We start from the raw sequence: 25,719 nt of genomic DNA on the forward strand, positions 1-25,719 counted from the left end.
TTAGAACATGGTTACATCCATTTTTGTTCTTTACCTTAAGATTAACCTTCTGTATTAATATAGTAAAGACTCTTAAGAAAAAATAATGCTAACTAAAAAATAAAACTAATCCTAAAATGGCATTTTCAATAAATTATTAAGTGAAGTTTATTATAGTATTATTTTAAAGATGTATTTTCCATAATTAACGAAATTTAATAGATAAAAAATAACCTGACAATTGAAGTGATCCCTAAAAGTTAGACACGGTTACTTCATTAAGCAGCTTGATAAAAATGAGTCCGGTATTGTACCGGACTCATTTCTAATTTTGCCTTTAGCCGTTTCGTATTATAATGCTCTATATTTTTCTAATTTAATAGCTTTTGCTTATTATCAATTATAATAATATATATACAATGGGTTGCTAACAGGATTTAGATTGGAAGAGCAATATAAAAAAGAGAAAAAATTTTGTTTTCTTAGAAATTTCAGTTGATTTTAGTGGAATATCTATATAAGATAATTCGTTGTGACAGAATGTTCAAACAGAAATGGAGCGAAGCGTTGTATGTATCCTAAATGGATTGACAAAATGGCATTTTCAAAAGCTCATAAGGAATTATTAGTTCAATTATATATGAAACTGATTACAAGGTGTGAATATGATAAACTTGTAAATGATTTATATAATCCTACCCAAAAAATTATTGCAAGATAACGGTACGAGAACAGATGCGTTTTTACATCCGGAAGCCTCCTAAGTAGGTCAATATAAGTATCGCATATGTAACGATTTTTTCAAGAAAATAAAAAACATTTGAACTGTGAGAATCCCATATGATACGATTAGAACCCATGAATTCCTGACTTGTGTCCAACCTCTTAAAAAATCATTTTGAGAGGTTTTTGATAAGGAAATAGAATGAGGTGAACCATAATGAGAAGAAATAGAAAAGAAGAACAAATACAGAAAATTATGCTCCTGCGAGAAGAAATACAACTATGGATTCAATATATATTTCAGCAATGGGAGCGAAAGAAACAAGAACAACACAATCCATTTCCTAAGTTAGCGTATACAGAGACATTGGCGTTCGAACGTTCCAAGGCTTATCAAGAAATAAAAATTCTTTCTGTAGAAATGGTACGAGATATGACAGGGTATAAAAGAGAAAAACGGTTGGTACAAATAGAGAAATTGCATCAACATATGCAAAGTATTGTGGCCGCAGTCTTAGAAACGATACAAAAATATTCTGCATCCTAACATAGGATATATTTTGTGAGAGAAGAGGACAGTAAACAATGTTTCAGTCAATAGGATCACACCTCTAAAAATGGTATGGAGTATAGATTCGATAAAGGACAAAATCCCCTTTCAACGTTATAACAATAAAAATTCTTTACTAGGGAAAGGGATTATACATATGACCATCGCAATTACTGTGTTAATATTTTTAGGGGCTATTATTCCAGCAGATGTAAAATTATTAAAAGTATTGGATACATAGTCTTATTTCATTCTTTTTATCTTGTCATACATAGAAAAGTGTGATAAATTATTGTGTTATTCTAGAGTACCTGTTCAGCAAACATGTACTTGCTCATTACCCTGATTAGTACGCCTTAATTTTGATACCAAGGCGTACTTTTTGTTTGAAATCCTTGTAAAGGGCTTGAAAAAGATTGCATGGTGGTTTTTTGTCCATCTGATTGGCGATTGTAACTGAGGTTGAACCAGTAAATAACAATCTAATGGCAACGCCATCATTTGTCGTGATTAAAGAGCCAGAATCTCCTCCGGAAGAAAGGTTTGTTGTGACAATTTGATCTCGAAACCGTGCAACCCTACCACTTCCGTAATTTACATCGACGGTTGCGTTTACTGCAGTAATGACGCCATGTGTATGATTTGTTGTCCGTCCCGTTTTCATGACACGTGTACCGACGGTAACATTTTGTTGTCGTCGCCAGCCTTGCATAGAACCAATCCAATGAATCGAACGATCGATTTGATGAAATGGTGCTTCTGCAATCGCAGCATCAACGAGATTGCTTTGATTTTCAAGTGGTACTTGCGAAGAAAAGGTAATTGGGACAAACCTTGATAAAGTTGCAATCCGATCCGTTGGATCGCTTCCCCCATCAATTGGACCAGGTTGTAAAATAGGATCGCCTATGTTCGCATTATTACTATTCGCTAATACATGATTGTTACTTAGTATATAATATCGACTTGGGATACCATATCCATGTGCGGGCGGATTGGTAGAACCATTTGGTAATATATCATATACGCAAGTCGCAATCGTACCTGCCGTCACATTTCGATGAGCAACGCTATATCCTCCTTTGGCTGGACGAATTCGAGTGGAAAGTGCCTGTGTATCAACTTGTAATGTTTGTTGATTCCCAGCAAGTAGATACCCTGTTTGAATGACGTCAGTTTTGATGCCGTTTATTTCTTTTGGAATGACTTGATTGGTTTCTAATGTTTCCACAGGTAGTTTTTGGTCTACAAATACAAGCAAAGAGGGTGTGCCTGTCATAACCCCGTTTACCTGTTGAATACCAGCTCCAATACCTGTTACATTCCGAAACTGTAAGAAATCCTCCTCTACACTTTGCTGTACCTTTTGAATGTCTTGTTGTTCCTGAATCGTCAACACTTTTATATTTGAATGTGTTCCCATAACACTCGCCCCCTTACCCCGTGTAATGATTTGTAATGGTCCCCACTTCTATAATGTTCGTGGGGTATGCTTCTAATTGTGTAGGTATTTGTTCCACTGCTTTTAATTGAGAACGTGGTACTTTTTTTGAAACAAATACTTGAATCACTTCTTTTCCTTGTACACATCCCATTCCTACTCCTACAACATAAGGTAAACGTAATAAATCTGTTTCATATTTGCGCACAACTTGTTCTAATTCCATCGGACCGCTCCTTCTTCCTTTAGATGATACATTCGGTTTGTCTTCGATGGGTTTAAAAAATGGTGTATGACACCACTATAAGTATTTAACTGTGCTTCTGCATTTTCCTTCTTGAAGCATACAGAAGAAAGAAAAAAGAGGACCTTTTATAGAAATGTCCTCTAAAACATAGGTCTTTTGTGAACAAACGAACATACAGCAGATATACTTATCACGTTACTTCATGATTTACATGTTGATTTCCAAGGGAGAACGTTTCTTATCTGATTCTGCAGATTGTCCAGAAAGTGTTGTACATTCTTGAAACGCAAATTGTTTACAGCCTTTACATTTAGATATCTCCAATTCTTGTAGTGCAAAATGCAATGCTACTCCTGTACGTGTGAAAAAGTGTGGTTCGCCAATTCTTTCGTATAATCCTGTTTGATGGCATATTTCTTTCGGTTGATGCTGGATACCGGAAATCAAAAGGGTTCCTTGTTTTTCTAGCATTTTCTTTCGAATGTGTTCTACTGCTGACTCTGCCGAAGTATCCATAAAAGAAACGTTTCCCATACGTAGGAGAAGAATGTGTGCGTTAGACTGTAGGGATGACTCTATAGATGTTTCGAATTCTTTTATGGTGCCGAAGAATAAAGGACCTTCTACAGTAAAGATACTGATTTGCGGACAATTTTTCCCATTTGCGACGATGTCTGACTTGACATAGGAATCTACTGGATCTGGCAATACTTTTCGAACACGTAAAGATTTGCTCATTTTTCCAATAAACAGAAGAAACGCAAGGAGTAACCCCACACTGACTCCGGTTGTAAGATCTGCGAAAACGGTTAATAGGAACGTCAAAATCAATACCAGGGTATCTCCTGTTTTTGTTTTTAGGATATGAATAAACTCATGCTTTTCACTCATATTCCAAGCAACGACCATTAAAATCGGTGCCATACTAGCTAGTGGAATATGAAAGGCAAGCGGAGATAGAAATAATAAAACCAGTAATACTACCATTCCATGTACCATGCCTGATACTGGCGAAGTCGCTCCATTTTTAATATTTGTTGCGGTCCGAGCGATAGCACCGGTCGCAGGAATGCCGCCAAATAATGGTACCACCATATTAGCAATTCCTTGTCCCACCAGTTCTTTATTACTATTATGTTTGCTGTTTGCCATGTTATCTGCCACCATGGCAGACAACAATGATTCAATCCCACCTAATGCCGCAATGATACAGGCTGCTGGAAGTAACATAAGGACAGTATCCCATGTAAATTCAGGCATTTGGAAGTCCGGTATTTGATGCGGGATATCGCCGTATGTAGTCCCAATCGTTTCAATTTGATTCGGAAATAGCAGGGTTGCGATCAAACTGGAAACGACCAAACCCAATAATGCGCCTGGAATGCGAGGTAACCATTTTGTAGCTGCAACCACAATTCCTAAGCAAAGAAAAGCGGTAAGAATACTGTACGGATTCAATTCGGCGATATTTGTCCCAATTTCTTTCATATTATAAAAAAAGGTTTCTTGCTTTTCCAGGTGATGAAGCCCTAAAAAATTTGCAATTTGTCCGGAGAAGATGATGACCGCAATACCAGTCGTAAAACCAATCATGACAGGTCGCGGAATAAAGGTGATAAACCTTCCTAGTTTGCATACGCCCATGATAATAAGTAAAATTCCTGCCATAAAACCAGCAATTAATAAGTTTTCATAGCCATATTGCATCACAATCCCAAGTAAGATGGGTACAAATGCGCCTGTTGGTCCTGCAATCTGATATTTTGATCCACCAAATATGGATACGAGAATTCCTGCGATAATTGTCGTATAAATACCATATTCAGGTCGTACACCGCAAGCAATGGCAAATGCCATTGCAAGCGGAATCGCTACAATCCCTACAACCAATCCTGCCAGCATATCTTTTTGTAAGTTCGCAAGGTTATATCCTGCATATCTGCCTGAAAATCTCATCGTTTTTCCTCCTTTTCCTGCATGTATTTAAGGACTTGTTGTATGTGCGTAGGAATATCCCTCTACAACGACTTCTAAATTTCCTGTTTTGGGATGAATGACAAGTCCATGCACAGGTACATAAGATGGTAATAAGGGGTGTTGGCGTATGATTTCTACACTATGTTGGACACTTTCTTGTACATTGCGGAAACCGGTTAACCATGTAGATAGATCGATTCCTGCATGTTGTAAGGTACGAATGCAAGTGGAATCAATGCCTTGTTGTTTTACCTTTTCTAATAGCGGCTTTGCTTGCAAACCCGCCATGCCACAATCTTCATGACCAATTACACAAATTTCCTCCACTTGTAATTCATAAATGCCCAGTATGATACTCCGCATCATACTACCAAAAGGATGTGAAATCACAGCGCCTGCGTTCTTTATGACTTTGGCATCCCCATTTTGTAAGCCCAATGCTTGTGGTAATAATGTTAACAGTCTGGTATCCATACAGGTTACAATCAATAACTTTTTATTTGGAAATTTGGTCGTAGAAAAAGGTTCGTACTCTTGTTTTTGTACAAACGTTTCATTATGCGTCAATATATTTTCTAGCAATGTCAATTGATAACGCCTCCCTTATTAAGTACGATCACATGAACAGGCTGAAATAAAAAAAGCTTGCCAATTTTTAAGATTGGTAAGCTTTTGATGCGAATTCGGACGTGATCTTATGTTTAGTCTAGAGAGGATAAAATTTGGTGTCAATAACCTAAAACATGAGAAATATATTCTTATATTCTGTAGATTTCTTATAAAATATGAAATTCTTTTTTCTGATTCTTACCTGTATCTCATGTTAAGAACATATATAGGAAAAATAAGTATCATAAAATCACCATACATCTACGTTGTTTCGATTTTTCACTGTTCTACACAGGGAGACATTTTTTTCTGATTCGTAATATGCGTAGGTTGAGAAATACAGATAGTACCTTGTATGTTATATGAAATCCATTTACAATGTAACTAAAGTATCGTTAATGATTCATTTAAGTTTCGTTAACATGAGAATTACCTATATATAATTGATTCATGGTGAAATAGAAAAGAATGAAAGCTGAATCTATCATCATGATAGATGTTTTATGTAAAACTTGGAATTGTTACGAGGGAGACAAATTGAGAACAATGGATGTTTATTAGGAACAATCCATTTCATATATGAAGGAGGAAATAGAATGAACAAAACTGTAAAATATGCAATTCGATTTCTAGCTGTACCCTTTGTAATAGGTGCAGTTCTGTTTAATACAGCGGCAACGCAAAATGTAAAAGCAGCTAGTGAACCATCACTACAAATACAAAAAAATGAAGTGGGAACATTAGAAATTACATTGACAGCTATGGAATGGAAATATGATCATAGTGAGCCTGGGGGATTTAAGTATTATCCTGGAAATAATTTAGCAGATGTAGAATTTACAATCTATAATAAAAAAGACAATACAGAGTATGCAAAGAAACGAACAGATAAAAATGGAAAAGTTTCGTTTCAACTTCCTTTGAATCTTTATTTTTCCTGTAAACAAACATCCGCATATCCAGAAACAAATGGGGGAAGATATGTCCCTGAGACAAGAACGTTTTCTGGATCTTTTAAAACAAACGGAGAAATCTATCAGCATACGGTGTACAATATGTTCACATTATATTAAAAACAAAACCCTTTGAAAAACGATTTCAGTTTTTCAAAGGGTTTTAAGGTACTAACGATTATGTAAATATTTTAGTATGAATCCATTTATGAGCTCCAAATTTGCTGTACCCATTCAGGATGATCAATAAATGGGTTCCGATTCTGTTGGTACTTTGTATAAATAAGCTCATTACGCCTTCGTTCAAAATGATCCACGGGATCCTGTTTATGCCATTGTAATAAGACCGATATTCGTCCCATATAAGGAGAGGTATTGTTGTTTACTCTATCATTTAATTCCAGATCAATTTCTCCATTGTCCCCTTCATACCGAACAGCCATATAAAATAACATTCTAGCAATATCTCCTTTTACATTATCAAGAGGTTCCCAAGAATCACTATCATATTTACAATCTGTTGCTTCTAAATGAGGAGTGCCCCCATTATCAAAATCTAAATTACCACGTGAACTGTTTACAGATACATCGGTTGCTCTTATATGATGAAGATCCGTTCCAGGTCCTGGAGATGTCCCGAAATTACCATGTGATTTTGCCCACACGTGCTCTCGATTCCAGTCATCTACATGAGATCCATTCGTATTTTTCCCCTGTGAGCGCCCTGTATAGAACAGAATAACATTATTTCTATTATTTTGGTCTTCATCTGTATCACGTAGTGCTTCCCATAGCGCATTGTAGGATAGCTTTTTATGATTATCAATAATATTATGAAGTTCTTTCTTTAGCATTACACCGGTTTTTCCAAATGCATTCCGATAATAACTTTCTGTAATTTCCTTTTTATCATAAGTATAAAAAGAATATTCAAATAATTTAAGGCGTTCATGTGTTGTCCCTAGGTTTTCTGCAAATGACTTAGAGGGGACAAACAATATACAGGACAAGAAAATCAAAATAGCTATTTTTCGAATAATCATAGACAAACCTCTCATTTATATCTGTATTTTTTCAAACATTATCAATAGACTGTTTCTATTGATAATGGACTATCTTTTCTTGAAGTTGTTCTAAATAATCCTTTTGAAACATACACATTCGGATTGCGTTGTGGTACTGGCCATCTACAAAAAATTCACCCTGTAATTCCCCTTCTATAGAAAAACCCACCTTTTTATAAATATGAATCGCTTTTTCATTGGTTGTGTTTACAACTAAATACAGCTTGTGCAAATTGAGTACAGAAAAAGCATAATGCATAGCTAAACAGGTGGTCTCCCTTGCATAGCCATTGCCTTGATAGTGGGGATCAATCATAATTTGAAATTCTGCTCGTCTATGAATGTAATCAATCTCTACTAATTCAACCAATCCAATCATGACTGTATTTTTCTCCACAATAAAACGGCGTTCACTTTGATCATGAATATGTTTATCATACAAATCTTGTAATTCAACAAATGCTTCATACGGTTCTTCAAACCAATAAGACATAATATTCGCATTGTTCGTGAGGGTATGTACAAATTTTAAGTCTTCCCGTTCCAATGGTCGTAGCTTAAAACCATTTTTCATTTACAATACTCCTTCCTACTTTTCTCGATTTCAGGATTTTTTTGACCTACTTTTTATACAACAGATTTTCATAAGTGTAGCACATCCTCTCTAATAAAAGATAGACTAGGCAATGTTCAGATGATAACGAATTGTAGCGAATCCACATTGATTTCGTCTGAAGGACGCCGAATCAAACGTTTGTTTAAAAGTAAAGATAAGTAAAGAAGCCCGATATAGTTGCTATATAAATATCCCACTATCAAGGGAATCCCCTTGACGAGTATGGGGTACTCGCTACATTTTGCAATCTCATCCACGCGGATGTCGATGGACGGATAGAGAGTATGAAAAAAGATTGAGCGAATGCGCTCAATCTTCCAAATAACAGCTGACCACAGCCTATAAAATATAATAGTAAACATCCCTCTAGTTGACCTAAGAGGGACCGCTATTTTGCATCTTCAAATACACGCAATGCATCTTTGCGGAGTTGGTCTTTTTCAGCATCTGATTTTTTGAAGTCATATTGATATAAAGCGGATTCCCAATCCCCATACATCGGATTCGGGAATACAATAAACTTTTCTCCAAATGCTTCGTGCATCTCTTCGACAGCTTGATTTCTATCTTGTACAGATTTCTCATCAAATCCCGTAAAATCAGATAAATTATCTCCAAAGAATAGAACAATATCATGTTCTGTCGTCACTTTTTTTCTTCGCTCTTCTTTTCCTTTTTCCCCTTGTCCTTGCAATAAAACATGCTCCTTATCAGCTTGCGGAATATTCAATTTCTGTAAGTTTTGTAACGTAGCATCTCACTGATCTTGTTTGCGATTGGAAATGTAGTAAATCGCTACACCCTTTTCATTTGCATATTGTAAAAAGGAATCAGCGCCAGGGAGGGCATCTGCCTTTGCTTGTTGAATCCATTTCTCCCATTTATAAGGGAACCTTTTCTTCTCTTTTACTATCATGGCTTGATATGAACTATTATCCACGACTGTTTCATCTAAATCTAAAACGATGGCAGTTTTTTTCTCGGTACCTTTGGCAAGTGCCATGTCTAATTTCATCTTTCCTATATTATACCCTTGATGATAGAGCGCTTTGACTTCTCCAGCCGTTTGATACCAAGCGTTTGCCATAACTTGTTGTTCCATTAGTGAAGATGTTTGTTTTGATTGTGTTTCTAGCGACTAGCACCCCACGAGAGAAAGAGAGAACAGCGTTAGAGCTATACTTGTTTTCAAAATTGGTTTCATTATGTATCACACTCCTGGATGTAGGTTTTGTATAGTATAGGCTTACCATACAGAAGTTATCTTCAAAATACAATCCTCTTTTATTAGAAACAACTTTAATTTTATCCTTTTTAAAGGGGGAAAAGTGAGTTTTAAATTTTTATGATATAAAAATTATTTATAATCATTTTAAGAGTGAGTATAAGGGCACTGTTCCTATTAATTCATTAAGGCATTTTCATATTATATATAAATTCAAAGCGTTTGTAGATGAACCTGAATGGGTTGTTCAAGATAGAATCGGCTATATATGGTTTATTAAACCATTATTATGTCATCTATTGGTTTTACAGACACAACTAAAACTGTGATCCGCACAAATGTATAGTAAAAAATCTGTTATTACGTGTATGATAAAACGAAGATACAAGGAACAGAGAATTCAAATAAGGAGATAAATTAAGATAGAAGTTGCATTCATTGTATGATATAAAATTCATCAAACATTTTTATTCGTTTAAATTTATTTACCCATCGAATTTTTTATAAACGAGAAGCACCACAACTCCGTTTGCAGTATTTCGGAGAAAGTCATATAAAAATTTAAAAAAGAACAAACAAACCATGAAAAGTCGGTTTGTTCTTGTCTTTCACTTGATTTATGCGATATTACTATCTATCCAAGGATAGCAATAAATGCACTTCCTTCATATTCGCCACGACCTGGTCTGCCATGTCCGTCTCGATCACACTCTAATTCTACATAATAATCTCCTCTTTGAAATCTTTCATCAAATATTTTTGTTGCCTTCCTATCAACTGTATCCCGTTCAATTACCACGGCTCTATTAGGGCTTCTACCGTTGTTTTCCATTTTATATAATTTTTACACTAAATTACTGAACCTTGACTCATTCATGATTTTAAATTGCACATGATTTCTTCTTTCGTCCAAATTAAAAATAGGTGACTGACTAGAACTTTGGCCACGCTGTAATTTTACCATGTAATCAAAGCGGTCCGGACGTTACCAGTTTTGTGACATTTCCTCTTGAGTTGCCACCTCAGTTTGTACAGTAGTGGAAGCTTGTGCATCAATCGTAGGCACAAGTAATCCTCCCGTTACGAATACCGTTGAAATTATACCCATCAGGCGTTTCAAACTCATCACTCCTATAAATAGAATATGTACGAATACATTGTATAGTGGATTTCTCTTGATAATAAGCGCTTCATTTATTTCTCAATAGGAACTCTTTTGACTAATAAGTTGCTGAACCTAAATGTTTTATGCTGCAAATGAAGCGATCTAACTTTTTTCTTCTTAATTTGTAATCCCTCAGTCTAGTTCGAAAACATGAAAAAGAACAAATGTTAATAAGAGAGGACATTCTCTTATGAAGCAATGATATTCCAAAGACCTGTTCCGGTTGTTATGAAATAGTTCATGCCTTGTCATACAAATTGCTTTTGTTTACTCATCGCGCTACAGGGAACCGATACTTTCTGGCTAATCAAGTTTACCGTGTATTGGGAACAGCCAAACTCCTTCGTAAAGTGTTGTTTGGTCTATTTCAGTTTCCTTTCGTTACTTGCGGGCTTTATAAGAACACATCATTGAGAAATAAATGAAGGGCTTACTATGGGAATCTTTCCATTGTACAATGCGTTATAAGGAGTGATGAGTTTGAAACGTATTATGTGTGTAGTTTCTACCACTTTATTAACTGGAACAATGATATTTAGTGTATCTAATACATCGGCGGCAACCTTATCAGGTTGCAACACCAGGTGAAGGAAATGAAAAAGCTACAATATTGGGCTTCGATAATAAAATAGAGTTTAAATCTTATGTAAAGGAACATCCCATTGCACCTAATTTTTTGAAAGCATTACAACTCTGTTGACAAATTTATTCTACCTTTTATCATGACATCAATTTAATGTAAATACAGATAGAAATCCCAGTCACCTTAACCAATTTTAATGCGGTTAGTAATGATAAAGTGTCTTCCATACGTACACATAAGTTCGGTGATTATACAATAATTTATGAGCATAGGAATGCACAAGGTCGTGCATTGACAAGAGCGAAAAATAGGGATTTTCTGAACTTAATGGATTATAGCATGGGCGATGGTGCAAGAACATGGAATGATCAGGCCTCGTCTGCTATTGTAAATATCATTCAATTTCAGCTGTATGTTTCGTTGTTCCTTGTGCTTCATATTCTTTTACTAGGCCTAACCATACATGCCCATCAACTTAAGGGCTTTTACTACCCCCAAGTACAAAAAAACGTTATTCTTTCTTACATAATATAAATGAGAAAGGGTGACGTTTTTTTATGAATCTCTCGATTCAAGAGGAGTTACAACCATTTGCAGAAGAATTACAGCGCTATATCACACCTGAATTTTTGGAAGAACTAACAAGAGAGATGAGGTTTGTAAAGAGAAAACGCAAATTTTCGGGATCAGATTTAGCTACCATTTGTATTTGGATTAGTCAAAGGGTGGCCAGTGATCCTTTAGTACGATTATGTAGTAGACTTCACGCTGTTACAGGTACTGTACTTAGCCCGGAGGGCTTAAATAAACGATTTAATGAAAAATCAGTGTTATTTTTAAAACATATCTTTTCTTTGTTGTTACAACAAAAAATCTGTGAGCAAACTCGCCTTTCTAATCAACTTTTTCCCCATTTTCAACGCATTCGCATCATGGATGCTACCTTGTTTCAGGTACCTAACACTTTGGAACATATATATCCTGGTTCAAGTGGGACCTGGCAAAAACAATGATAAAACATTTGGAACAGAATGCTTAGATACGTTACGGCCAGGCGATTTATGTATTCGTGATTTAGGATATTTTTCATTAGAGGATTTAGATCAAATGGATCAACGGGGGACGTATTATATTTCGCGGTTAAAGTTAAATACAAACGTATATGTAAGAAACCCAGATCCGGAATATTTTAAAAATGGTTCCATTAAAAAACAATCAGAATACATAAAAATCAATTTCATACAGATTTTGAATCAACTTCAACCAGGGGAAACAATAGAATATCAGCAAGCTTATATTGGAAATAAAGAGCAGTTATTTTCACGTCTCGTTTTTCATCGTTTAACAGCGGCACAATTACAAAAACGCCTAGAGAAAATTGCAGAAAAAGAAAAGTCAAAACACAGAACCTATTCAGAGAAAAGTAAATTAGTAGCGGGATTAAATGTATATGCGACAAATGCACCTTGGGAGTGGGTTCCGATGGAACAAGTCCATGAGCTATACTCATTACGCTGGCAGATAGAAATTGCTTTTAAAACGTGGAAATCATTATTTGATATAGATCATTGTCGCACTGTTAAACAAGAAAGAATAGAGTGCCATTTATACGGAAAACTGATTGCTATTTTCTTATGTTCTTCTACCATGTTTAAAATGCGTCAACTTTTATTACAGAAGAAGCAAAAAGAATTAAGTGAATATAAGGCAATTGGAATGATTCAAGATCATCTATTTCTCCTCTATCAATCCATACAAAACACCCAAGAGATAACAAAGCTTCTAACCCGACTGTTTCACCTTCTAGAGAAAAACGGACGGAAATCTCATCGATATGAGAAGAAAACGGTCTTTGATATCATGGGTGTTCATTATGAGTATAGTATAGCTAGGGAACAAAAGAAAGCTGCATAGTTTTAAAAAGAAAACTCGTTAGAGTTTATTTAGCATGTGAATTTTTAAGAATAATCCATCTGTTGAACAGTTTGTAACCCTTTGGAAAGGAATTTCATTCTATTTGTTCTCTTAAGTTGATGGGCATGGGCCTCACCATACCATTTCGGGAAAATTGTACGTTTAGACACAATTTAGACATAAATTACTGATTCTCTTAACGTTAATCTTTCGCTTATGAGAAAGGGTACAAAAATAAGGCTAAATTTATACAACAAAATAAGATAATTATATTCTTACATTTCATTATGAAACATATATATGGTGTAGGAGGTTCCTGTTCCTCCTGATACATCTGTGAAAAGTAGAGCTAATATTTATATATACTATAAATATTGCTCTATTTTTATTATTTTGTACATTACATAAATTTGAAAGAGGTGATAAATATGAATCCTTTAAATGCAAAGGTTTTATTTGTTCAATCTGGTATCCCTTTTTATTATCCGTCACTAGAAATATCTATATATAATGCTCTTCAGAAAGTAGTACAAGCCGTCACAATGGTTTCCAGTAAAGAGGCTATAAAAACAGCAATTAAAACAAAACCAGATTTTATTCTTGTTCTACATGGCTTACATCCAGATTTCAATCATGATATCATCCCTATGTTAAAGCGTTATGGATATAAAACCGGAATATGGTTAACGGATGATCCCTATTATTCCGATCTTACCCAACACATAGTTCCGCACTATGACTATGTATTTACACAAGATGCTGGAATCATTAATTTTTATCAGGAATTAGGCTGTAATCATGTATATTATGTCCCTCTAGCGTCTGATTCAAGTATATATAAACCAAGCCTTGAACAATTGTCTTATAAGTACGATATAAGTTTTCTGGGTACTGCATTTGAAAATCGATTGACTTTTATTGATTCAATTGCTGATTATTTAAAACAAAAAAACACATGTATTGTAGGCTATGGTTGGGAGAAACTTAAGCATTATGAATCATTAAAAGAGAAAATTAAATTACTACCCTTTGCAACGTATGAGGAAAGTTTACAGTATTATACTTCCTCTAAAATTAATGTAAATATGCATCGCTCCACACAGGATCAAACATTAAACCGTAACTCTTTAAAAATTGCAGCGCATTCTATTAATAATCGTACATTTGAAATTGCAAGTTCATGTGCTTTTCAATTAACAGATGTACGTTGTAACCTTTCGGCACATTACAAGCTAGGTACGGAAATAGAAACGTTTCATTCCTCTACAGAATTTATTACAAAATCAGAGTATTATTTAGAGCATAAAAAAGAGCGGTTACAAATTGCGACGAATGCCTATAAAAGAACATTGCAGGAACATACTTATAATCATCGGATACGTCAATTATTGGATAATGTTAATATATAACAAGGGGGAAACGTGATGTCAAATTCAAATGCATCTAACATTATAGTTGCACAGGGACGTATCCCTCATTTTCAAAAAGATTTTCCCCTCATTTTATTTTGGAGTCAAAAAAGTGGTTGTACTTCCTTTGCGCATTGGTTTTTTTATCAAATTAATGAATTAAAAACAGCATTTAAATATCATTCCTTTATTCATAATTATGAGATATATAAAGCAGCACCCTCCTACCAAAGTGAACTGATAAAAGCGTTACAAACGAATCAAAAAAAGACATATAAGTTAGTTCGAAACCCTTATTATAGAGCTGTTAGTTCTTTTGTTGCTCAGATAGATCCTTTAGGATATCAGCTACCGCAATGGAAGCCTATTAAACAATTCCTTTATAAAAATGAAAACAGCGTAAAAGGATTTTCGTTCAAACAATATTTGTATTATATTCAGCATATAAAAAAGCAGCAGGCTTACTTAGACCCACATATTGATCAACAATATATACCTGGAGAAGAGCAATTTATAACTAGCTATATTTATCTTGAGAAATTCGACATGACAATTCGTGCATTAGAAATGAAATACAATCTAAAAAAATCACCACTACATATATTAACAAAATCATGGCATCATCAATCTGAAAAAATGTCACATAAAGGAAATTATGCAGATGTAGATATAACCGATCCTCTATTCCCAAGATTGCCTACATATAAAAGTTTTTATGATAATGAATGTTTACAACTTGTACATTGTATATTCCATCAGGATTTTAAAATGTATAAGTATTCTAGTGTTTTGGGTAATTAACTTTTAACAGTGTTCGTGCACAAATTTGCTTCTCTTTGCGTAGGACAAACTACAAGACACAGCTATATTGAGCAGAGGTGGTTTCCATCTCTGCTTTTTTAGTTTTTGTGATATGCACATTCAAATAGCGTTATTTAGCAGTGTATGTATTGTTTCTTGAGGTGAAAAAATACTTTTCCGGAACTTTACAAAATTGAAGCCAAGAAAATGTGTACAGAAAATTGTATGTTTATGGACAGACGATAAAACTCAATAATATCAACAATTTTTAGCTATAATCGTGTTCATAAAGTGTGTACACAAATCAGTGTTCAATTAAACTTAGGATTTTATCTTTATGAACATATACTCATCTTTAAAAAACACTGTAATGATAAGGGTTTGTAGTCCTTAGCGTACAATTTCCCCAAAATGGTGCCGTGAGGCCTATACAAGAATAGGCTCGCTCAGACAATGACATATTTTTCATATTTCCACAACTGCTACATGTTTTTGTGGAAGGAAACCATTTGTCTATTTTCACAAGCTGTTTGCCTTGTTCATTTAGTTTATAAGCTAAGAAAGAAGTGAACATACCCCAAGCATTATCAGCGACGCTTTTTCCAAAATGAAGTGCTTGCGATATTCCCTTCATATTTAGATCTTCAATAGCGACAACATCAAAATGAGTAGCTAACTCTTTAGACTTATGATGCAGGAAGTTCTTACGTTGGTTTGCTACTTTTTCATGCAGCTTAGCTACACGGATACGTTGTTTATTCCAACGCCCTGAACCTTTTGTACGTCTTGATAATACTCGTTGAGCATTTGCTAATCGGTCTAACATTTCACGATAAAACTTAGGATTTGGCTCTCTCATCCTCAGAACTGACGTATAATTGATCCATCGCAAAGTCTAATCCAACAACTGTTTCTACTTCTTTTTGTACGATCTCTTTTTCGTATTCAGTCAAAATGGACACATAGTATTTACCAGTAGGTGTCATAGAAATCGTACATGACTTGATTATATGGCCTTGTGGTATTTCTCTATGCTGTTTGATACGTACCATTTTCAGTTTTGGTAATTTGATATGACCGTTAAGCAACATAATATTTCCGTTCACTACATTCGTTGTATAAGACTTCCTTTTTTTTTGCTTTTGAATGTCGGGAAGCCATTTTGACCACTAAAGAAATTTTTATAGGCAGTTTGCAAGTTTCGTTGAGCATTTGCCAAAGCTAATGAATCAACTTCTTTTAACCACTCAAATTCTGCTTTGTATTTCGCAGGAGTGGGAAGCTTTTGTTTCTTTAGTTGATCCTTATCATCTTTATGTTTTTCATACGCTTTTTTCCGTTCAGCTAACATTCTGTTATACACGAAACGTACACAACCGAAGGTTTTACACATAAAATGTGCTTGGTCTTCTGTTGGATACAAACGGAATGTATATGCTTTATTCTGCTTTGTCATATCATTTCACCTCACTTTTCACTTTGATTTTCAATATATGTTTTTACTACGTCTATTGGCGAACCACCAGTAGTTAGCAAGCAAAAACTTCTTGACCAAAACGTCTCTTTCCAAAGTTTCTTTTTCACTTGTGGAAAGTCTCTTTTAATAAGTCGAGAACTTGCACTTTTATAAGCATTGATGAATTTTGTCATTTCTGTATTAGGGTGTGCTTTGAACAAAATATGAACATGGTCTACATCATGATTCCATTCAACTAATGTGATGTTATAGTTTTCAGATAGTCGAACAAACATATCTTTTGCATAGTCTGACATATCATCATCAAACACATTTCTTCTGTATTTCACGACCAACACAAGGTGATAATATAACAAGAATACTGAATGGTTATTACTATCTAATTTCATTTATATACCAGCCTTTATAATTTATAAGACTGATTATATCAGAGGCAAAATAAAAAGGAAAACCTTTTGGCTACGCCAAACCGAAATTCATCTCCCACCTACCGTTGGGCTACGCCCTTCACAGGCTTGAGGAAGGAGAATTCTTTCGGGAAATTCGTTAAATTAATAAAATAGACACAGATGATTTCAATTATGCAACCTTAATCTGCACATACGTTCCTGATAAGTAATCATTCGTTGAATGAATTCTTTTACGATTATAGGCTCACTATACATGCCTCTATAGGAAGTAAGAATTTTGTATAGGGAAAAATTTGTATAAGAAACTTTGTCCCCATGCATATTATTTATAAGGGTTACGATAAAACATGATCTCTAATTCCTGTTCAATGGACATTCTATCAAATAGAAGTACTGCCAGTATGTTAGAAATAACCTATGATAACATAAAAAGAAAGAATGATGGAAATGAAACACCTTCTTAAAATGATATTAGTGATGTGTTTTGCTGGATGTATAACTGGATGCTCTGAGCTAGAGGAGATAGAAGAACGAGGATTTGTAGTAGGTGCGGCTTACGATATGGTAAAGGACAAGGAATTGAATCCAATTATGCAGGGAACATACCAAATGGTTCTTCCCAGTAAGACAACACAACAAAACGGACGAGGTAATGACGATGGTGAAAATTATATTAATGTGAGTGCGAAAGCAGATAGTGTGTTTGAACAAATACGAATGATCGATAAAAAGATTAGTCGATCATTATTTTTTCCGCATATACAAGTGATCATTTTCTCCAAAAAGTTACTCTCACATCCATATATTTTACAAAATATACTAGATGTATATATTCGCAATCATGAAATGAGGAGAAATATCCGGCTATTTGTTTCCGATGAACATGCAAAAGCTATCTTACAACAAAGTGCAACACCGGAAAATTTACCTGCACAGTATATTGATATGCTAGCTGAACATTCTCCCCAAAATGCGCATATGGTTGAGACGACAAGACTTGGGGATGTGCAGGAAAAAATAGTCGCACACCGAAGTTTTATACTACCTGTCTTACAGTTAACAAAACAAGGAGTAAAAGTGGAAGGTGCAGCTTTGTTTCGTGGAAAAGATGCGAAGTATGTGGGAAGCTTGAGTGGGGAACAAACACAAGACATCAACTATATAGTAGGTAAAAAATTTGCGGGCTTTTTTACTATCCACAAAAAAAAGCAAAGTATTACATATGAAATTCATAGAGTACGCCGAAAGATTACAGTCTCTACGACAAATATAATCAAGCCAAAGTTTGATGTTCATGTATCTCTGGAAGGGATATTAGCAGAAGTACATGTTAGGGACCAGAAACAAGTGATGAATGAGCAACGTGTAAAAAGAGAAATTGCAAAGGAAATGGAAAAGTGTATCCAAAAATCAATACAGTTGGTTCAAAAAAAGTATAAGGTAGATGTATTAGAACTAGGAGAGGTGTATAAGCGGCATAATTATAAAGAGTGGAAGAAGATAAGTACCAATTGGGATCAAGGGGAAAATTATTTTAGTAATGTTGATATTACTGTTCATGTTCATCCAACCATTGAGCATTCTGGCTCAACATTACCGAATCAAGTAAAGTAGAGAGTGGGAATGTTTTGCGGACTGGCAATCAAAATAAGTAACAAACATAGGAGTCAAGAACATATATTTGTTAAAGACCCTCTTTTTATTATAAAAAGAGGGTCTTTAACAAATGCTACTTGAATATACACATACGAGATATCGGTTACAAGCATGTACATGTTACCTTCGCTTATATTGTAACAGAAAAGTTTGCTGTATGAAGCAAGAAAAATCACAAATAAAAAGATTAAAAGTACCGGTAACTTAGGTGATTTTTCGTGTACTACAAGAGTAATTTCTGAATACAAATCCGAAAAACATAGAATGGCGAAGATTCTACATGAGATAGTAATTCGTAGCGAATTTCCCCGGACTTTGTACAAATATTGACGAATCAAACGTTTGTTTAAAAATGAAGGGATATATATGCCGTTGGACACCTGAAATAGCAAGCCCAAGCTATCAAGGAGATTCCCTTGATAGCTATCATATCTTCGCCAAATTTTGCAAGACATGATCTAAATATTAGATGTGAGCTACAATGTCAGTTACACTTCCTATATAATTAGGAAGAAACTCGAATACCGTTTCTTTACATGTCATCCATTTTTAGTTATGTGTTTCATTGTTCCTTGCGATTCATATTCTTTTACTAGTTTGTAAAAAGAAGAACGCTTTATATGATATTTTCTCATTGCTCCAACCGCCGTAATGGTCCCAGCTTGCCATTCTTGATACGCCTCAATAAATTGATCTGTAATTTGTACGGGTGGTCTTCCTAAATGTTTTCATTGTTTTTTAGCTAATGCAATCCCTTCCGCTTGTCGTTGTTTAATATCATTTCTTTCTTTTTCTGCAAAAGCAGATAGAATGGTAAGGGTCGCTTTTTGTACAGCCTGTTGAATGACAGCATTCGTACTTTCTCCATTATAATTCACATTAATAAAAGGTTCTTCAATAAATTGTAAGTTAATTCGCTGTTGCTCGTAATATCTAAATTCTTCTAGCACATCATTCATGCTACGACCTAATCTTGTTAAGGAATCAAAAACGATAGTATCGCCCGTACGAGCTAATCGTTTTAACATTTGATAATTTTCTCTCTTCATATTTTTACCAGACTGCTTATCAATAAAAATATCTCGATCTTCTATTCCAAGATATTTCATATTTTCAATCTGACGGTCTTCATTTTGGTCTTTACTGGAAACTCTGACATATCCAAACTTTTTATGTAGCAATTCTTTCACCTCAACCATAATTATAGTCTATTTATATCTGTAAAGTGGAAATGCAACTTTTATGGACGTAGTTTACCCTATGATTCTGCGTATCTGTAAAAGTACACCTTTACGAACTGTTAAATAAAAAGAACAGACTATTGAAATAGTCTGCCCATAGGTAAAAGATGAAATGAAAATTACTCAAATGTATAGTATAATAAATTTCTAAATAATAAAAGGTATTAATAAAAAAAGAACGGTTCTATTGGCATAGTCCGTCCTTCAAGAAGAGAATAATGACAGTTATTCTTCTTTATTATAACTGAAAATACTGAAAATTAAATCTTATTTACATTGAGAAAATATTCATCCTACAAAGGAAGGTTATTTTTATGAATAAAGGTGATGCAATTTTAAGGTTGTTATCAGAAATCAAGTTGGAACTTAAAGAAGTAAAAGAACAGATGGAGAAAATGCAAACAAAGTTAGATACATTAGAACAACAAAATCAGGTGAAGAACAAAATAGAGCGAAAGAAGCCAAAAACAAAACCTGATAAACAAGATAAGCGAGATTGGAAATACCCAGCTAAGCTGAAATGAAAATTGTGCAGAGAAAGTGAGGTGATAGGTACATGAATAGAAAAGAATTTGAGGATACCTTACAAAATTTTTCTTTCTTTTTAGCTAGTCGTGGAAGAAAAGCATCCACAATTAAACGATATGTCTATGATATTGAGGACTTTGGAAGATGGCTGCAAACATCGAATCGTTTTCAAGAAAAGAACTTATGGAACAAGATAGATAAAGAAGATTTTGAAGCCTATTTTCAGGAACTCATATACAAACGAAAGTATGGAGAGAAAACCATTCATCGCATTGCAGTCGTGTTAAAGAAATTGTATCAGTTCTTGGATATTCCAAGTCCTATTGTAGAAATGCAGGGAATCACTCCACCGAATCGGGCCCTACGCAAGGAGGACTTTATTACGAAGGAAGAAAAGAAAAGGCTGAAAAACATTCTTTCCTCTTCTGAAGGATTATCAGAAGAACAACTTTCCGTTCGACCGCTTCTCATAGATCGAAATGTATCCATCCTATCACTTCTTTCGGATTATGGGCTCACACTACAAGAACTCGTATCGTTACAGATGCAACAGGTGCACTTTGGAAAGAACATGATTACTGTTCTACATAACAAAGGGACAGAGAGAAGGATCATGTTAAAGGAAGAGGATAAAATACGTTTATTTACGTACTATAAAACGATACCTGAACCAGTTCGTCCGAGATATCACAGTACAGATCCGTTATTGGTTGCATTTGATTTTAAACGAGGGACATTTCGTTGGGTGTATGACAATGATGTTCCGAAAGCACTAACAGCCATTGCTGTACAAAAAATGATTCGATTAGAAGTAGCCAGAGCGCAACTGAGAAAAGGAATTTCCGCACAGCACTTACGGAATACCTATATTCTACGCTGTCTAGAAAGAAATATGTCTACAGAGGAAGTCATAAAAAGAACAGGATTCCTTTCTCATCTATCAGTAAAGCGTTATGTAGAATATGCAAATCAATATTCACATGGAGAATAATTTGAAAAGAATCCCTTTTTATGCATACTAAAATAATATAAGTTTATCTTTAAAATGTAACAATTGAATCTTTTGTGATGGAGAAATAATAGTCGTCACATACCGAAAACCCGAGTACTTTCAATATATTACTTTTATATGGGAATCTGCTGAAAATAGAATCGTAGAACAGGAAGCATACGAAAAGCTCCCTGACTTGTTATACAAATCAGGGAGCAAAAGGTAGTACAGTATATCGGTTACACTAATTATAACATAACTGGATTCATTCGGCCTATTTTTTCTGAATATTCATTTTTTCAATATTAGTTATTCAGGTTCAGATGACTCTAAAGAATCATCTAACCTTGTGAAAAAGTGTACGGTACACTTTATTTGTCTAAAATATGGCGTATTTCCGACAGTTCCATATTTGTAAACTTCGCAATATCTTCGATATCCATGCCATTTTTATGCATACCTCGAATAAGCTGGATTTTCCCTTTTTCCATCCCTTCTTCTATACCAACCTCACGTGCATGTGCTAATTTCGCTTGTTCATCAAATAACACTTTTTCGCGTGCTTCATATGCAAGGCGGAACGAACTGCTCTGACTCATATTTTCCCATTTGTGGATGGCCTTCTGTAACATTGGATCTTGTTTCATGGCGATATCCTCCAACGTGTGGGTTAAATGTTCATCTTCATGCGCTGGTAGTAAAAGTAACCAACGAGCGAATTCATTTTCCCACGGATTAATTTTTTCTTCTCTCCATTGCTGTAGCAATTTCGGAATTTCAATGAAATGGATTTCCAAATCTTCGAGTAACACTTCCTTGTGTTGTTGACTCCAAAATTGTCCGACTGTATGCATATCATCATATTGAGGAAAGAGATCAAAATCTAATAGATTAATCGCAATCGTTTTCCGTAAAGAACGATAGGGCATCCCTTGCTCTAATTGAGATGTATACAGTTTACTCCAATAATACAGGGAACGTTTTACAATCTCTTGTGTATTTCGTAACTGGATTTCCACGTTCACCTTGGTTTCATCTTGAAGTGTCGCTAATATATCTAGTATGGATAATTTATCTTCTTCATATTCTTTATGCAAATGTGGGTCTTCAATTTTTAAGGATACAATCGGTGTAGATAGTGATTCATGCAAGATTGCATTTAAAAAAGAAATCAGTAATTCCTCTTGTCCTTGTACACCAAATAATTGCTTGAAAGCAAAATCGACTCGTAAATTTACTAAAGGTTGATTCATAGAGTGAGTCACCTTTCTTTGTGTGTATTCTATCTCTATTGTAGCGGATACTGGAGAGAGGACGCAACCCTTATACCATTGTCTTCTTTGTACTGTACTAAATATGATTTTTCTTTATCTACATTTTTAAAAACTAAATGATAAAATAAATTATCTTTTTAATTGATATCTCCTGCGTTCTATTCTGGCGCACTCTGATTTGTTTGAACAGCATAAGACTTAATTGTTTGCTTGATCTAATAGTTTTTGCTTATTATCAATTATAACAATGTATACATATACAATGGATTGCTAACAGAATTTAGATTGGAAGAGCAATATAACAAAGAGAAAAATTCTTTTGTTTTCGTAGAAATTTCAGTTGATTGTAGTGGGATATCTATATAAGATAATTCATTGTGACAGAATGTTCAAACAGAAATGGAACGAAGCGTTGTATGTATCCCAAATGGATTGACAAAATGGCATTTTCAAAAGCTCATAAGGAATTATTAGTTCAATTATATATGAAACAGATTACAAGGTGTGAATATGATAAACTTGTGAATGATTTATATAATTCCGCTCAAAAAATTATTGCAAGATAACGGTACGAGAACAGATGCGTTTTTGCATCTGAAAACCTCCTAAGTAGGTCAATATGGGTATCACACATGTAACGATTTTTTCAAGAAAATAAAAAACATTTGAACTGTGAGAATCCCGTATGATACGATTAGAATCCATGAATTCCCGACTTGTGTCCAACCTCTTAAAAAATCATTTTGAGAGGTTTTTTGATATGGAAATAGAATGAGGTGAACCGTAATGAAAAGAAATAAAAAAGAAGAACAAATACAGAAAATTATGCTCCTGCAAGAAAAAATTCAGCTATGGATTCAATATATATTTCAGCAATGAGAAAGAAACAAGAACAACACAATCCATTTCCTAAGTTAGCGTATACAGAGACAGTGGCGTTCGAACGGGAAGTGCCGTCTTTTCTCGCATAGAACCTTACTTACAAACGAAAAAAATGGGGCCAGCATGGTCACCGTCTGCCACGCCTTCTAAGAATGAGCCCTATACAGAGTTAGGACCGACAGAAAACCAAACGGTTGTAGGCAGAGAACTAATCCCACATCAAGAAAATCGCGCTGTGTTTTCTGTGGATACGTTGACACCCGCAACCGTATCCATTTTGACTGCGAGTAAACAAATAGAGATACAACTCATTTCACCATCAGGGAAGGTTTACAACAAACAGGATGCGGTAGTAACAACGGGTGATGATACCTTTTTTAAAGGGGCCTTTATTCATACATTTCAACTAAAAAGTATGGAATTGGGAGACTGGACGATACGTATGAATACGGAAGAGAAAGATGCCTATTTAGCGATGGTACAGTATCAACAAGAAGCACCTTTCCATTTGAAAATACCCGCTAAGATGGAAGCAAATCAAGTAAAATTGCAAATCCAATCTGCTGATAAAAAACCAGTTGAAGCGGAGGACGTCTCTATGACGGTTCGAGTTGTTGATCAGACAGGTACACTGATTTCACAATCTGATGGCGTGCAGCAAGTAAATGCACATACGCTATCTACCACGTTACAGCATATAGAGCACTCAGGTGTATACAATTTTACCATTGATGTGAAAAGGAAAATAAAGCGGGGCATCCGTACACACGTACGATTATACGTTCTATATATATTGAGAAGTAATATATATTAAAATTCTATAAACAGAAAAAGGTGCCCCTAGGAGCACCTTTTTCTGTTTGTTACATATATTCATTTTCAAGCTTATCATGATCCATGTAATCGTTTTTGGACTAGGATTGTCCATACCCATGCATGTTCTAATAAGAAAGGTATACAAATAGTGATGGACCTTGCAGGATTTGAACCTACGACCGGACGGTTATGAGCCGTCTGCTCTTACCAACTGAGCTAAAGGTCCCTAGAAAAGCATATGGATAAGGAGTATATATGTATTACATACTCTTTTTCTTAGCACTCATTATTTTTGGAAAAAGAAAAACACTCTCATGAGTGTCTTCCTTTGACTTGATAACCACTTTAATTTTAATAACATCTCTTGATATACTGACAAATATACATAAAATTCCTATCTAGATTGATTCTATCATATGTACCTAACATTTTTGTTGAGAAAATAATCGCGCTCACTATGACTTCGCACATACACAGCTGATATATGTGATGGGAGAAGGAACTTACTGTGAATTATTCAGGTACCATTTCAAAAGTGACAAACTCTTCAAGATGTTGTAACGTATCATGAAATTCATTTTTATCAAAGGATGCACAGCGCCCCCTCACTTGTACCACTTTTCCCTTTTCATATTGAGGTTCAAGATATGTGATTACAAATATATCTACATTACGATCTGGAAAACAGTAAAAAATCACTTTTTTTCCGGACCAAGCTAATGGATAAATGTTTTTTAATTTTTTCCTTGTGGCTTCATCTCCAAGATGCGGTGCAGTATCTATGGTTTGTCCTACAAAATCAGTTCTTTGTTGATGAACAGTTTGTAATAATGCCTGATTCACATCAGTAAAAACATAGTCCCCTTCGTCTTGTTTGAACATAAAATACATACGTGAGTGATGTTTCTCATAGTCTTGCAGCAACTCTTCTAACAATGAACATAAGACCATTTTCATCTCTTTTTAATCCCTTCTGTGAGAATGATAGAATATAGGTTTATTTTAATTCAAATGTTGAGAAAAAACAAATTAAAAATTCTGAATTTTAAAGTTATTTTTTATTACCCTCGAATATTTACTGGTCTGTAATTACATTGCTCCTAAAAAGTTTATCCCTTCGGAATATGCATGATCTTACACATTCATTTTAAGCGCCATGCACCCTATATGTAATTAAAAGTTGTTACA

Annotated in this window: 20 protein-coding genes, 1 tRNA gene and 6 pseudogenes; 11 read left to right on the top strand and 16 right to left on the bottom strand. The window is 34.7% G+C overall.

What is annotated here, in order from left to right; translation table 11 throughout:
- Positions 1-257 precede the first annotated feature (257 nt).
- Positions 258-350: pseudogene (locus F3I02_RS03075) on the bottom strand (IS3 family transposase); the annotation flags it as partial.
- Between the two features lie 161 nt (positions 351-511).
- Between F3I02_RS03075 and F3I02_RS03080 the strand changes: the two are divergent.
- Together F3I02_RS03080 and F3I02_RS03085 are read left to right on the top strand one after the other, a co-directional pair.
- Positions 512-700 carry a hypothetical protein gene (locus F3I02_RS03080; RefSeq protein ID WP_196477661.1) on the top strand — a complete coding sequence of 63 codons (189 nt, stop codon included), beginning with the start codon at positions 512-514 and terminating at the stop codon, positions 698-700.
- 219 nt (positions 701-919) lie between these two features.
- Positions 920-1,249, top strand: coding sequence for a hypothetical protein (locus F3I02_RS03085; RefSeq protein WP_196477571.1), 330 nt, complete (start codon positions 920-922; stop codon positions 1,247-1,249).
- Positions 1,250-1,598: 349 nt separating this feature from the next.
- Here F3I02_RS03085 and F3I02_RS03090 read toward each other — a convergent pair whose 3' ends face one another.
- The 4 genes from F3I02_RS03090 to F3I02_RS03105 all read right to left on the bottom strand — a co-directional run bounded on the left by F3I02_RS03090 (position 1,599) and on the right by F3I02_RS03105 (position 5,505).
- Complete coding sequence (locus F3I02_RS03090) at positions 1,599-2,675, bottom strand: S1 family peptidase (RefSeq protein ID WP_230876759.1); 1,077 nt, start codon at positions 2,673-2,675, stop codon at positions 1,599-1,601.
- Positions 2,676-2,688: 13 nt separating this feature from the next.
- Entirely contained in the window at positions 2,689-2,919 is a 231-nt protein-coding gene (locus tag F3I02_RS03095; protein ID WP_196477572.1) for a hypothetical protein, read from the bottom strand.
- Positions 2,920-3,147: 228 nt separating this feature from the next.
- The gene (locus F3I02_RS03100; protein ID WP_196477573.1) at positions 3,148-4,896 is read right to left on the bottom strand and encodes a SulP family inorganic anion transporter; all 1,749 of its coding nucleotides are present in this window, start codon (positions 4,894-4,896) and stop codon (positions 3,148-3,150) included.
- A 27-nt stretch (positions 4,897-4,923) separates the two neighbouring features.
- The gene (locus tag F3I02_RS03105; protein WP_196477574.1) at positions 4,924-5,505 is read right to left on the bottom strand and encodes a beta-class carbonic anhydrase; all 582 of its coding nucleotides are present in this window, start codon (positions 5,503-5,505) and stop codon (positions 4,924-4,926) included.
- A gap of 617 nt (positions 5,506-6,122) precedes the next feature.
- Here F3I02_RS03105 and F3I02_RS03110 point away from each other — a divergent pair.
- Positions 6,123-6,599 (top strand): SpaA isopeptide-forming pilin-related protein, encoded by a 477-nt coding sequence (locus F3I02_RS03110; protein WP_196477575.1) that lies wholly within the window; start codon positions 6,123-6,125, stop codon positions 6,597-6,599.
- An 86-nt stretch (positions 6,600-6,685) separates the two neighbouring features.
- Here F3I02_RS03110 and F3I02_RS03115 read toward each other — a convergent pair.
- From F3I02_RS03115 to F3I02_RS34330, 5 genes and pseudogenes are all read right to left on the bottom strand, one after another.
- Positions 6,686-7,366 (bottom strand): annotated as a pseudogene (locus tag F3I02_RS03115) (endonuclease I family protein); the annotation flags it as partial.
- Between the two features lie 211 nt (positions 7,367-7,577).
- Complete coding sequence (speG, locus tag F3I02_RS03120; protein ID WP_196477577.1) at positions 7,578-8,117, bottom strand: spermidine N1-acetyltransferase; 540 nt, start codon at positions 8,115-8,117, stop codon at positions 7,578-7,580.
- Between the two features lie 430 nt (positions 8,118-8,547).
- Positions 8,548-9,264 (bottom strand): annotated as a pseudogene (locus tag F3I02_RS03125) (5'-nucleotidase, lipoprotein e(P4) family); the annotation flags it as partial.
- A gap of 754 nt (positions 9,265-10,018) precedes the next feature.
- Positions 10,019-10,183: a hypothetical protein gene (locus F3I02_RS03130; RefSeq protein WP_196477578.1), complete on the bottom strand. Its 165-nt coding sequence runs from the start codon at positions 10,181-10,183 to the stop codon at positions 10,019-10,021.
- Positions 10,184-10,369: 186 nt separating this feature from the next.
- A complete protein-coding gene (locus F3I02_RS34330) occupies positions 10,370-10,504 on the bottom strand; it encodes a hypothetical protein (RefSeq protein WP_269061757.1) in 135 nt (44 codons plus the stop codon).
- 1,185 nt (positions 10,505-11,689) lie between these two features.
- Between F3I02_RS34330 and F3I02_RS03135 the strand changes: the two are divergent.
- The 3 genes and pseudogenes from F3I02_RS03135 to F3I02_RS03145 all read left to right on the top strand — a co-directional run bounded on the left by F3I02_RS03135 (position 11,690) and on the right by F3I02_RS03145 (position 15,256).
- Positions 11,690-13,046: pseudogene (locus F3I02_RS03135) on the top strand (IS4 family transposase).
- Positions 13,047-13,474: 428 nt separating this feature from the next.
- Positions 13,475-14,455: a CgeB family protein gene (locus F3I02_RS03140; protein ID WP_196477579.1), complete on the top strand. Its 981-nt coding sequence runs from the start codon at positions 13,475-13,477 to the stop codon at positions 14,453-14,455.
- A 15-nt stretch (positions 14,456-14,470) separates the two neighbouring features.
- Positions 14,471-15,256 (top strand): sulfotransferase family 2 domain-containing protein, encoded by a 786-nt coding sequence (locus tag F3I02_RS03145; protein ID WP_196477580.1) that lies wholly within the window; start codon positions 14,471-14,473, stop codon positions 15,254-15,256.
- A 427-nt stretch (positions 15,257-15,683) separates the two neighbouring features.
- Here the strand turns inward: F3I02_RS03145 and F3I02_RS03150 are convergent.
- Both F3I02_RS03150 and tnpA read right to left on the bottom strand, forming a co-directional pair.
- Positions 15,684-16,712: pseudogene (locus F3I02_RS03150) on the bottom strand (RNA-guided endonuclease TnpB family protein); the annotation flags it as partial.
- A gap of 11 nt (positions 16,713-16,723) precedes the next feature.
- Positions 16,724-17,122, bottom strand: coding sequence for an IS200/IS605 family transposase (tnpA, locus tag F3I02_RS03155; RefSeq protein ID WP_196477581.1), 399 nt, complete (start codon positions 17,120-17,122; stop codon positions 16,724-16,726).
- A 468-nt stretch (positions 17,123-17,590) separates the two neighbouring features.
- Between tnpA and F3I02_RS03160 the strand changes: the two genes are divergently transcribed.
- Positions 17,591-18,757, top strand: a complete 1,167-nt coding sequence (locus F3I02_RS03160; RefSeq protein WP_196477582.1) for a Ger(x)C family spore germination protein — start codon at positions 17,591-17,593, stop codon at positions 18,755-18,757.
- Positions 18,758-19,338: 581 nt separating this feature from the next.
- On the opposite strand, the pseudogene F3I02_RS03165 reads toward F3I02_RS03160, so the two are convergent.
- Positions 19,339-19,998, bottom strand: a pseudogene (locus tag F3I02_RS03165) (recombinase family protein).
- Positions 19,999-20,354: 356 nt separating this feature from the next.
- Here F3I02_RS03165 and F3I02_RS03170 point away from each other — a divergent pair.
- Both F3I02_RS03170 and F3I02_RS03175 read left to right on the top strand, forming a co-directional pair.
- Positions 20,355-20,564, top strand: a complete 210-nt coding sequence (locus F3I02_RS03170; RefSeq protein ID WP_088081389.1) for a hypothetical protein — start codon at positions 20,355-20,357, stop codon at positions 20,562-20,564.
- 32 nt (positions 20,565-20,596) lie between these two features.
- Positions 20,597-21,559: a tyrosine-type recombinase/integrase gene (locus tag F3I02_RS03175; RefSeq protein ID WP_196477583.1), complete on the top strand. Its 963-nt coding sequence runs from the start codon at positions 20,597-20,599 to the stop codon at positions 21,557-21,559.
- Positions 21,560-21,930: 371 nt separating this feature from the next.
- Here the strand turns inward: F3I02_RS03175 and F3I02_RS03180 are convergent, their stop codons facing one another.
- A complete protein-coding gene (locus tag F3I02_RS03180) occupies positions 21,931-22,812 on the bottom strand; it encodes an Rpn family recombination-promoting nuclease/putative transposase (RefSeq protein WP_086396175.1) in 882 nt (293 codons plus the stop codon).
- A 398-nt stretch (positions 22,813-23,210) separates the two neighbouring features.
- Between F3I02_RS03180 and F3I02_RS03185 the strand changes: the two genes are divergently transcribed.
- Positions 23,211-23,399, top strand: coding sequence for a hypothetical protein (locus F3I02_RS03185; RefSeq protein ID WP_196477662.1), 189 nt, complete (start codon positions 23,211-23,213; stop codon positions 23,397-23,399).
- Between the two features lie 428 nt (positions 23,400-23,827).
- Entirely contained in the window at positions 23,828-24,529 is a 702-nt protein-coding gene (locus F3I02_RS03190; RefSeq protein WP_230876760.1) for a hypothetical protein, read from the top strand.
- A gap of 154 nt (positions 24,530-24,683) precedes the next feature.
- Here the strand turns inward: F3I02_RS03190 and F3I02_RS03195 are convergent.
- Both F3I02_RS03195 and F3I02_RS03200 read right to left on the bottom strand, forming a co-directional pair.
- A tRNA-Ile gene (locus F3I02_RS03195) sits at positions 24,684-24,757 on the bottom strand.
- Positions 24,758-25,044: 287 nt separating this feature from the next.
- On the bottom strand, positions 25,045-25,488 hold the full coding sequence (locus tag F3I02_RS03200; RefSeq protein ID WP_069356707.1) for a hypothetical protein: 444 nt from the start codon (positions 25,486-25,488) through the stop codon (positions 25,045-25,047).
- Positions 25,489-25,719: the final 231 nt, after the last annotated feature.

It is taken from the genome of Bacillus sp. SRB3LM (genome assembly GCF_015712745.1).
Classification (GTDB): Bacteria; Bacillota; Bacilli; order Bacillales; family Bacillaceae_G; genus Bacillus_A; species Bacillus_A thuringiensis_K.

Coding starts and splice junctions, on each gene's coding strand:
- F3I02_RS03145 (WP_196477580.1), top strand. CDS start 14,471: ATGTCAAATTCAAATGCATCTAACATTATAGTTGCACAGGGACGTATC.
- F3I02_RS03160 (WP_196477582.1), top strand. CDS start 17,591: ATGAAACACCTTCTTAAAATGATATTAGTGATGTGTTTTGCTGGATGT.
- F3I02_RS03200 (WP_069356707.1), bottom strand. CDS start 25,488: ATGAAAATGGTCTTATGTTCATTGTTAGAAGAGTTGCTGCAAGACTAT.
- F3I02_RS03090 (WP_230876759.1), bottom strand. CDS start 2,675: ATGGGAACACATTCAAATATAAAAGTGTTGACGATTCAGGAACAACAA.
- tnpA (WP_196477581.1), bottom strand. CDS start 17,122: ATGAAATTAGATAGTAATAACCATTCAGTATTCTTGTTATATTATCAC.
- speG (WP_196477577.1), bottom strand. CDS start 8,117: ATGAAAAATGGTTTTAAGCTACGACCATTGGAACGGGAAGACTTAAAA.
- F3I02_RS03170 (WP_088081389.1), top strand. CDS start 20,355: ATGAATAAAGGTGATGCAATTTTAAGGTTGTTATCAGAAATCAAGTTG.
- F3I02_RS03190 (WP_230876760.1), top strand. CDS start 23,828: ATGGGGCCAGCATGGTCACCGTCTGCCACGCCTTCTAAGAATGAGCCC.
- F3I02_RS03085 (WP_196477571.1), top strand. CDS start 920: ATGAGAAGAAATAGAAAAGAAGAACAAATACAGAAAATTATGCTCCTG.
- F3I02_RS03180 (WP_086396175.1), bottom strand. CDS start 22,812: ATGAATCAACCTTTAGTAAATTTACGAGTCGATTTTGCTTTCAAGCAA.
- F3I02_RS03095 (WP_196477572.1), bottom strand. CDS start 2,919: ATGGAATTAGAACAAGTTGTGCGCAAATATGAAACAGATTTATTACGT.
- F3I02_RS03140 (WP_196477579.1), top strand. CDS start 13,475: ATGAATCCTTTAAATGCAAAGGTTTTATTTGTTCAATCTGGTATCCCT.
- F3I02_RS03100 (WP_196477573.1), bottom strand. CDS start 4,896: ATGAGATTTTCAGGCAGATATGCAGGATATAACCTTGCGAACTTACAA.
- F3I02_RS03110 (WP_196477575.1), top strand. CDS start 6,123: ATGAACAAAACTGTAAAATATGCAATTCGATTTCTAGCTGTACCCTTT.
- F3I02_RS03175 (WP_196477583.1), top strand. CDS start 20,597: ATGAATAGAAAAGAATTTGAGGATACCTTACAAAATTTTTCTTTCTTT.